Here is a 9,081-nt window from a genome sequence, read left to right as displayed (position 1 = left end):
GGTCAGCCCATTCTCCAGCATGTTTCGGATGGCCAGGCTCAGCAGCGCCGGATCGCCGACCACCACGCTGGGGTGCGCGGTCACCACCAGCCGCGGATCCCCGGCCTCCTCGGCGACCGCCTCGGCGAGCTGGTCCAGCCGCAGCAGCGTGCGCTCGGGCTCGGCGATGCCGGACTGCATGCGGGCGCGGGCCAGCAGCCCGGTCACCAGGCGCGCCATGCGATCCGCCAGGCGGCGGGCCTCCGCCAGCGTCTGCTGCACCTCGGCGGGTTCGGGCTTGGATTCGGTGAGCAGCTTCAAAGTGGTGAGCGGCGTACGCAATTCGTGCGCGGCGTCGCCCAGGAACTGCTCGTGCTCGTCGAGCAGGCGCAGCGCCTGGCGCTGACTGCGGCCCGACAGCAGGAAGGTGGCCGCGGCGGACAGCAGCACCAGCAGCGCGCCGCCGATCGTCAACTCCCACACCAGGGTTCGATGCGCACCCGGATCGGCCATGGATTCGGTGCCCGCCAGGATGACGACGACATTGTCCCAATCGCTCCAGAACACCGGGCTGCCCACGACGGTCACCGAGCGACCGGTGATATCGGTCTGGGTGTAGCGGTGGCTCTGATAGAGCAGCCCGTCCGCGCCGTCCTCGGTTTGCGTTGCGAGCGTGGCCATCTGCACGTCGTCGGGCATCAGCGAGCGCTGATAGATGTGCGCCTGCTTCCAGGACTCGCCCGGCTTGCGCACCTCCACGACCACCGCCGTGGAGCCCTTGGCCAGCTCGTCGTCGACGATGGAGGACAGGTCCAGCACCTGCTTGTCATCGTGCTGGATGGCGCGGGCCAGCCCGCCCGACACCCGCTCGACCTGATCGTTGGCCCGGGTCTCGCGCGCGTGCGCGTCGACCGAGGCGGCCACATAGCCGAAGATCAGCACGGCCGCCGCGGTGATGACGGTGACCAGCGCGGTCATGAACCAGCGGGCCCGGTTCATCCGGGCCACCACGGGGGAGCGGTGCGAACTCACGAGAGCACTCCGGCGATGAGGAATCCGGTGCCGCGCACGGTCTCGATCACGCTCGGCTCGCCGAGCTTGCGGCGCAGCTTGGCGACCACCGCGTCCACCACGTTCGAGGCGGGCTCGGCCATTTCGTCCCAGCAGCATTCGATGAGATCGGTGCGGGTGACCACGCTGCCGCGGCGGGTCGCCATGAGTTCGAGCACCGCGAACTCCTTGGGCGTCAACGCCAGCATGATGCCGCCGCGGGTGACGCGCCGCCGCATCAGGTCGATATCGATGTCGGCCACCGCGATCCGCGCGCTCGTCGGCTGTTCGCGGCGGCGGCACAGGGCCCGCACCCGCATCACCAGCTCCGGCAGCGCGAAGGGCTTGGTCAGGTAGTCGTCGGCCCCGGACTCGAATCCGGCCAGCCGGTCGTGCAGGCCGTCGCGGCCGGTGAGCATGAGCGCGGGCACGGTATGCCCGGCGGTGCGGGCCCCGGCGACCAGGTCCAGGCCGTCGCCGTCGGGCAGGCCGCGGTCCACCACCAGGCAGTCGTAGCGATTGATGGAGATCTTGAAATCGGCGTCGGCGATGCTCTGGGCTAGGTCCACCGCGAACCCGGCCGAGCGCAACCCATCGGTTACCTCACGACAGAGCTGGTAGTCGTCCTCTAGCACCAAAACACGCACAGAGGCAGAGAGTAGGGCATCCCGGACGACTGCCCAACGGTTCGGGCGACGGTCTTAGCGGAAAATGATCGAAAAATGATCGAGCGGCAAACCCGTTCGCCGCCAGCGCCTCCCGACCCTCTCACGGAACCACCCACCCCGTCGAGGACTTTTCCGCGGCGGCGGCATCGGATCGGCAAACCGGGGTGCGGGACGCGGCTCGCCCACCCCGGCTCGCTGTGACGGATTGCACGGCTGTAATTTTCTGCCGTCGGCGGCGTATCTGCCCACACCCTTTTCGCATTCTTGCTGGACAGCTTGAAGACACAAGGTGTTGTGCTGCGCGGGGTTGTCGTCCACCAGTAGTAGTGTTCGTGGCAGGAAAAATCCGCAGGGTCTCGGGAGCTGAGAAGGGTGTGTGAGCGGGTGTGAAGCTGATCGATCGAGTAACCGCGATCAATTGGAACCGCGTGCAGGACGAGAAGGATGCCGAGGTCTGGGATCGGCTCACCGGCAACTTCTGGTTGCCGGAAAAGGTGCCGGTCTCCAACGACATCCCATCCTGGAACACGTTGACCGCCAATGAGAAGCAACTCACCATGCGAGTCTTCACCGGCCTCACCCTGCTCGACACCATCCAGGGCACGGTCGGCGCGGTCAGCCTCATCCCCGACGCGCTCACCCCGCACGAAGAGGCGGTGCTGACCAATATCGCCTTCATGGAGTCGGTGCACGCCAAGAGCTACAGCTCCATCTTCTCCACGCTGTGCTCGAGCCGCGAGATCGACGAGGCCTTCCGCTGGTCCGAGGAGAACCGGAACCTGCAGCGCAAGGCCGAGATCGTGCTCGAGTACTACAACGGCGAGGACCCGCTCAAGCGCAAGGTCGCCTCCACCCTGCTGGAGTCGTTCCTCTTCTACTCCGGCTTCTACCTGCCCATGCACTGGTCCTCGCGGGCCAAGCTCACCAACACCGCCGACATGATCCGCCTGATCATTCGCGACGAGGCCGTGCACGGCTACTACATCGGCTACAAGTACCAGAAGGGCCTCGAACTCATCTCCGAGGCCGAGCGCGAAGAGCTCAAGGCCTACACCTTCGAGCTGCTCTTCGAGCTCTACGAGAACGAGGTCGAATACACCCAGGACCTCTACGACGAGGTCGGCCTCACCGAAGACGTCAAGAAGTTCCTGCGCTACAACGCCAACAAGGCCCTGATGAACCTCGGCTACGAAGGCTTGTTCCCCAAGGACGAGTGCGACGTCAACCCGGCCATCCTCTCCGCCCTCTCCCCGAACGCCGACGAGAACCACGACTTCTTCTCCGGCTCCGGCTCCAGCTACGTCATCGGCAAGGCCGTCAACACCGAAGACGAGGACTGGGAGTTCTGACCCAGCGACAAGGAACGGCCCCGGGCTTTCGCCCGGGGCCGTTCGCGTCGTCAGTGGGGGATCGTGCCCATCCGGGGCGGCGGCCAGATCTTGAAGACGGCCTTGCCCTCGATGTCCCCGATCGCGATGGTGCCGAAGTACGGGTCTCTCATGTGGATACGCGAGTCGGCGGATTCGGCGCGGTTGTCACCCATCACCCACACTCGGCCCGCGGGCACCTTGACCGCGGGGAACTCACGTCCCCGGCCGGGATTGGCGGCGTAGCTGACACCCGGCTGGAAAGGACTGTCGAACTTCACGTACGGCTCGTCGAGAGGTTTGCCGTCGATCAGCAAGCTGCCCTGTGGATCACAGCACTGCACGGTCTGACCGCCGATCGCGATCACGCGTTTGACCAGATCGGTGACCGGCTCGGAACCCCGGCGCCAGGACGGGGCCTTGAAGATGACGACATCACCGGGTTCCGGGTCACTGAAAAGGTAGGTCAGTTGCTCGGCGTAGATGTGATCGTCGCTGCATCCCGTGCAGCCGTGCAATGACGGTTCCATTGCCTGGGAAGGGATCTCGTACACGCTGCCCGCGCCCGCCAACGAGATGATCAGGACGAGGACCGTCAGCGGAACCATGACCAGCGGCCGCCGCCACCACGGCCGCCGTTTCCCCGCCGCCGCGCTGTCGGATGTTTCCAGCACCAAGTCCAGCCCCCCATCGATCGGAGTCGGACCTTACCGCACAGCGGCGCAGCGTGTTTCGGGTCAGTCGGTGACGTAGCCGTTGAGGTTGGCTTGCATGTCGGAGAGGAGGGCTCGGGCGGCGGTGATGCCGTTGCCGTGCCAGATGGCGTCTTCGACGGCGAATTCGCGGCGGTCGCTGACTGCGGCGAGTTTCTTCCAGTTGTCGCCCTGCATGACGGACTTGCCGTACTTCAGGCCATCGGGGCCGTCGAACATGAGGAAGATGAGGTCGCCCTCGAGCTTGTTGCGGTCGTCTTCGGTGGCGAGGGTGGTGACGGTGAAGGAGTCGGCGCGCTGGGGGGCGGGGCGTTGCACGCCCGCGTCGCCGAGCACCTGGCCCGCGAAGCTGTTGCCGCCCTGGACCGCAATGTCGTTGGCGTCGAAGCGGATTACCGACGCCTGGGTGAGGGCGGCGTTCGCGGCGGTGCCCGCGTCCTTGGCGGCGGTGCGGTAGTCGGCGAGGGCTTGGGCGCCCGCGGTCTTGCGGTCCATGGCCTCGGCGAAACCGCTGAAGGTCGCCTGCCAGCCGTTCTCGTCACCCACCAGCACGGTGGGGGCGATGCCTTTCAGGGCGTCGTACTGATTGCCGTCGGCGGCGGGGCCGATGATCAGATCCGGCTTCAGCTCAGCGATTTTCGCGGGATCGGGGCTGTCGGCCTGGCCGACAGCGGGAATCGTGAGGACGCCGGTGCCCAGGTAACCGGGCTGCGGCGTGGGTCCGGCCAGGGTGGTCGCGCCGACGACGCGCTCCCACAGGCCCAGCGCGCAGGTGGCGTCCAGCGCGGCGGTCGACAGCACCACGATGCGCTTGGGATCGGCCGGAACCTCCGCGGTGCCCGACGCGTGCGTGACCGACTTGGTGCCGGAGGCGGCGTCGGGGCTCGACGGCAGCGGGCACGCCTTGGACGTGTCGCGTTCGATGCCGACCACGGCGGCACCCGCGATATTCGTGGTGGTGCGAACGATATTCGCCGAGTTGTCGTCGGTCTTGCTGCATCCCGCGGCTAGCCCCACCGTCGTCAGCAACGCCACCGAGACCAATCCCACACTGCGCAAACCGCGCAAAGAGGAAAAGGTGGAGGCGAACGTGTTTCGGGTGGAAGCGGACTCGCGCACCGGCATGCCGGGCAGCCTACAACGGCGCCTGGCGACTCCCAATTACGACACAGAGTAGGACCCGTGGCGAGCGCCGTCGGAACACGGTTTACGATCTCTCACAGCGCAAGCCAACCGTCGTTCGTCATACTGCCGAACCGGACGCCGGAAGCAGCGTACGAACGATGGCATACCTGTGGAGGTTTCGTGACTGCCGTAGAACCGCGGCCGGCCAGCCTTGTGGAGGCGGCTCGGCCCTATCCGCAAAGGACAGGTCCGAAGGGCTCGTTCATCTACAAGATGGTCACCACGACGGACCCGAAGGTTCTCGGCGTCATGTACCTGGTGACGGCCATGTCCTTCTTCCTCGTCGGCGGCATCATGGCGCTGCTGATGCGCGCCGAGCTGGCCCGGCCGGGCATGCAGTTCCTGTCCCCGGAGCAGTTCAACCAGCTGTTCACCATGCACGGCACGATCATGCTGCTGTTCTACGCGACCGCGATCGTGTTCGGCTTCGCCAACATCATCCTGCCGCTGCAGATCGGCGCCCCCGACGTGGCGTTCCCGCGTCTGAACGCGTTCAGCTACTGGCTGTACCTGTTCGGCGGCACCATGGCGACCGCGGGTTTCATCACCCCCGGTGGCGCGGCCGACTTCGGCTGGACCGCCTACGCCCCGCTCTCGGACATCGTGCACTCGCCCGGCGTCGGCGGTGACCTGTGGATCCTGGGTCTGGCCGTCTCCGGTCTGGGCACCATCCTCGGTGGCGTCAACATGCTCACCACCGTGGTCTGCCTGCGCTGCCCGGGTATGACCATGTTCCGGATGCCGATCTTCACCTGGAACATCGCCGTCACCTCGGTGCTGGTGCTGCTGGCCTTCCCGCTGCTGACCGCGGCCCTGTTCGGTCTGGCCTACGACCGCCACCTCGGCGGCCACATCTACGACCCGGCCAACGGCGGTGTGCTGCTCTACCAGCACCTGTTCTGGTACTTCGGCCACCCCGAGGTGTACATCATCGCGCTACCGTTCTTCGGCATCGTCTCGGAGATCTTCCCGGTCTTCAGCCGCAAGCCGATCTTCGGCTACACCACCCTGGTCTACGCGACGCTCGGCATCGCGGCCCTCTCGATCGCCGTGTGGGCGCACCACATGTACGCGACCGGCGCGGTGCTGCTGCCGTACTTCTCGTTCATGACCTTCCTCATCGCTGTTCCGACCGGTGTGAAGTTCTTCAACTGGATCGGCACCATGTGGCGCGGCCAGCTCACCTTCGAAACCCCGATGCTCTGGTCGGTCGGCTTCCTGGTGACCTTCCTCTTCGGTGGTCTGTCCGGCGTCATCCTCGCGAGCCCGCCGATCGACTTCCACGTGTCCGACACCTACTTCGTGGTCGCGCACTTCCACTACGTGCTCTTCGGCACCATCGTGTTCGCCACCTTCGCGGGCATCTACTTCTGGTTCCCGAAGATGACCGGCCGCATGATGGACGAGCGTCTGGGCAAGTGGCACTTCTGGGCGACCTTCGTCGGCTTCCACACCACGTTCCTGGTGCAGCACTGGCTGGGCAACATGGGTATGCCGCGCCGCTACGCCGACTACCTGCCGTCGGACGGGTTCACCACCCTGAACACCATCTCCACGATCGGCGCCTTCATCCTGGGCGCGTCGATGCTGCCGTTCATCTGGAACGTCTTCAAGTCCTACCGTTACGGCGAGGTCGTGACCGTGGACGATCCGTGGGGCTACGGCAACTCCCTGGAGTGGGCGACTTCTTGCCCGCCGCCGCGGCACAACTTCTACGAGCTGCCCCGGATTCGTTCGGAGCGTCCGGCTTTCGAGCTGCACTACCCGCACATGGTGGATCGCATGCGCGCCGAGGCCCACGTGGGCTGGGGCTCGAAGTCCCATCACGTGGCCGAGCTGGACAAGGTTTCCAGCTAGCCTGACCCCTGAAATGGCGGCCGTCCGAGACGGCCGCCATTTTTGTTTCTGACAGAATGAGCAGCGCATCGCGGGCATGGTCGGTGCGTTCAGCGAGATTGGAGATATCGATTGACTGCGTCTGACACGACGGTTCTGGTCACGGTCACCGGACCCGACAAGCCGGGCGTCACATCGGTACTCCTGGCCGCCCTGGCCAATAACGGGGTCAGCCTGCTGGACGTGGAACAGGTCGTCATCCGGGGACGCCTGACCCTGGGCGTGCTGGTGTCGTGTCCCAGCGATCCCGAAGCCCTGCAGGATCAGCTCGAGGACGCCATGGCGTCGATCGGCATGGAAGTCGACGTGGCGATCGGCGCGAGCGCGGTCTCGGGCGCGAAGCTCTCCACCCACGCGGTCGTGGTGCTGGGTTCCCCGGTCACCGCCCGCGCCTTCAGCGCCATCGCGCGCAAGCTCGCGGCCCAGCGCGTGAACATCGACTCCATTCGCGGTATCGCCGACTACCCCGTGACCGGCCTGGAACTCATGGTGACCGTGCCCACCGCCGACGCCGAATCCGAGACCGAACTGCGCACCGCCCTGGCCGCCGTGGCCGCCAAGGAGAGCGTGGACGTGGCCGTCGAGCGCGCGGGCCTGGCCCGACGGGCCAAGCGGCTCATCGTCTTCGACGTGGACTCCACCCTGATCCAGGGCGAGGTCATCGAAATGCTGGCCGCCCACGCCGGGGTCGAGGACCAGGTTCGCGAGGTCACCGAGGCCGCTATGCGCGGCGAACTCGACTTCTCCGAATCCCTGCGCCAGCGCGTGGCCACCCTCGCCGGTCTGGACGCGTCGGTCATCGACGAGGTCGCCGAGCGCATCGAACTCACCCCCGGCGCGCGCACCACCATTCGCACGCTGCGCCGCTTGGGTTTCCGCTGCGGTGTCGTCTCCGGCGGTTTCCGCCAGGTGATCGAGCCGCTGGCGCACGAGCTGGAACTGGACTTCGTGCAGGCCAACACCCTCGAGATCCGCGACGGCAAGCTCACCGGCGCGGTCACCGGCGAGATCGTGGACCGGGCCGCGAAAGCCGTTGCGCTGCGCCGCTTCGCGGCCGAGACCGGCGTGGCGATGGAGCAGACCGTCGCGGTCGGCGACGGCGCGAACGACATCGACATGCTCAATGCCGCCGGACTCGGCATCGCCTTCAATGCCAAGCCCGCGCTGCGCGAAGTCGCCGATGCCGCGCTCTCGCATCCGTTCCTGGACGCGGTGCTGTTCATCCTCGGCGTCACCCGCGACGAGGTGGAGGCCGCGGACGCGCGTGACGGGGGTATCCGGCGCGTGCCGCTGCCCCGTTAGGCGCATGTCCCTGCCCCGGTAAGGGACGCGAGATCGGTAGCGTTGGTCGGCGTATCAGGCCACGATCCGAAGGAGTATCCGTGCGCGTGCGTTTGCCGTTGGTGATGCTGGCACTGTCCGGGCTGGCGCTGACCGCCTGCGGCCACTCCAATCCGAACGAGTCGAAACCGGTGTCGGCCACCAGCGTCGCGGTCACCACCGCGGTGCAGGCGACCTCCGGTGAGCACCCGGCCTTGACGGCCGGTGCGGACTCCGACGGCAAGGATCTGACCCTGTCCGGCGGGCAGGGCCTGATCGTCTCCCTGGAAGCCAACCCGACCACCGGATACGCCTGGGTGCTCGGCAGTCTGGACCAGGCGATCGTGAAGCAGAACGGATCGGCCGAGTACGAGCAGGACCCCAACCCGGACGGCAAGGTCGGTGTCGGCGGCAAATCCGTGCTGAACTTCGTGGCGGTGAGCCCCGGAGCCACCCAGCTCGTTCTGGAATACAAGCGGGCCTGGGAGCAGGGCATCGAGCCCGCCAAGCGTTTCACCCTGAACCTGACGGTTCACTAGATCCACTAGTTCGAGGAGTTGTGTTGTCCAGCATCGAATCCACCCTCGATGCCGGATTCGCGGCGCGGCACGCGGAGCTGGCCAGGGGTTACGGCGGCGGGGGCGACCCCGAGGACCCGGCCCTGGTCCAGGCGATGCCGATGGTGCTGCACATTCCCAAGAACGACCCGCCCAATCGCAGCGCGCTGCTGTCGGCCGCGGCGTCCTCGGTGGTCGCGCTGTGCCTGGACGAACGCGTCGGCCCCGGCGGCGAGTGGGAGGAGCGCTACCTGACCTGGAAGCGCTCCCGCATCCGCAAGGTGGCCCGCCGCGCCCGCGGCGCGCAGTGGCTGGCGGCGCAGGAAGTCGCCGGTGTCACAGTCGA

The 9,081-nt window shown here is 66.8% G+C and carries 8 protein-coding genes and 1 pseudogene; 5 read left to right on the top strand and 4 right to left on the bottom strand.

Annotation, left to right across the window (positions count from 1 at the left end; translation table 11 throughout):
* Both ACWELQ_RS28320 and ACWELQ_RS28315 read right to left on the bottom strand, forming a co-directional pair.
* Positions 1–1,011, bottom strand: a 1,011-nt coding sequence (locus ACWELQ_RS28320) for a histidine kinase dimerization/phospho-acceptor domain-containing protein (protein ID WP_452400084.1), incomplete at its 3' end; no start/stop codon positions are given.
* Positions 1,008–1,676: a response regulator transcription factor gene (locus ACWELQ_RS28315; RefSeq protein WP_452400083.1), complete on the bottom strand. Its 669-nt coding sequence runs from the start codon at positions 1,674–1,676 to the stop codon at positions 1,008–1,010. The genes ACWELQ_RS28320 and ACWELQ_RS28315, both read right to left, overlap by 4 nt.
* A 407-nt stretch (positions 1,677–2,083) precedes the next feature.
* On the opposite strand from ACWELQ_RS28315, the gene nrdF reads away from it, so the two are divergent.
* The gene (gene nrdF / locus ACWELQ_RS28310; protein ID WP_452400082.1) at positions 2,084–3,046 is read left to right on the top strand and encodes a class 1b ribonucleoside-diphosphate reductase subunit beta; all 963 of its coding nucleotides are present in this window, start codon (positions 2,084–2,086) and stop codon (positions 3,044–3,046) included.
* A 50-nt stretch (positions 3,047–3,096) separates the two neighbouring features.
* On the opposite strand, the gene lepB is transcribed toward nrdF, so the two are convergent.
* Together lepB and ACWELQ_RS28300 are read right to left on the bottom strand one after the other, a co-directional pair.
* On the bottom strand, positions 3,097–3,738 hold the full coding sequence (gene lepB, locus ACWELQ_RS28305; RefSeq protein WP_452400081.1) for a signal peptidase I: 642 nt from the start codon (positions 3,736–3,738) through the stop codon (positions 3,097–3,099).
* Between the two features lie 63 nt (positions 3,739–3,801).
* Positions 3,802–4,902, bottom strand: coding sequence for an ABC transporter substrate-binding protein (locus ACWELQ_RS28300; protein ID WP_452400080.1), 1,101 nt, complete (start codon positions 4,900–4,902; stop codon positions 3,802–3,804).
* Between the two features lie 180 nt (positions 4,903–5,082).
* Here ACWELQ_RS28300 and ctaD point away from each other — a divergent pair, with 180 nt between their 5' ends.
* From ctaD to ACWELQ_RS28280, 4 genes and pseudogenes are all read left to right on the top strand, one after another.
* A complete protein-coding gene (gene ctaD / locus ACWELQ_RS28295; RefSeq protein WP_452400079.1) occupies positions 5,083–6,819 on the top strand; it encodes an aa3-type cytochrome oxidase subunit I in 1,737 nt (578 codons plus the stop codon).
* 111 nt (positions 6,820–6,930) lie between these two features.
* Positions 6,931–8,160 (top strand): phosphoserine phosphatase SerB, encoded by a 1,230-nt coding sequence (gene serB / locus ACWELQ_RS28290; RefSeq protein WP_452400078.1) that lies wholly within the window; start codon positions 6,931–6,933, stop codon positions 8,158–8,160.
* 80 nt (positions 8,161–8,240) lie between these two features.
* A complete protein-coding gene (locus ACWELQ_RS28285; protein WP_452400077.1) occupies positions 8,241–8,717 on the top strand; it encodes a protease inhibitor I42 family protein in 477 nt (158 codons plus the stop codon).
* A 20-nt stretch (positions 8,718–8,737) separates the two neighbouring features.
* Positions 8,738–9,081, top strand: a pseudogene (locus ACWELQ_RS28280) (peptidyl-tRNA hydrolase); the annotation flags it as partial.

This window comes from Nocardia sp. NPDC004722, from assembly GCF_053601505.1.
The sequence above is the reverse complement of the archived record's forward strand: the minus strand, read 5'-3'. Positions and strand labels throughout refer to the sequence as shown.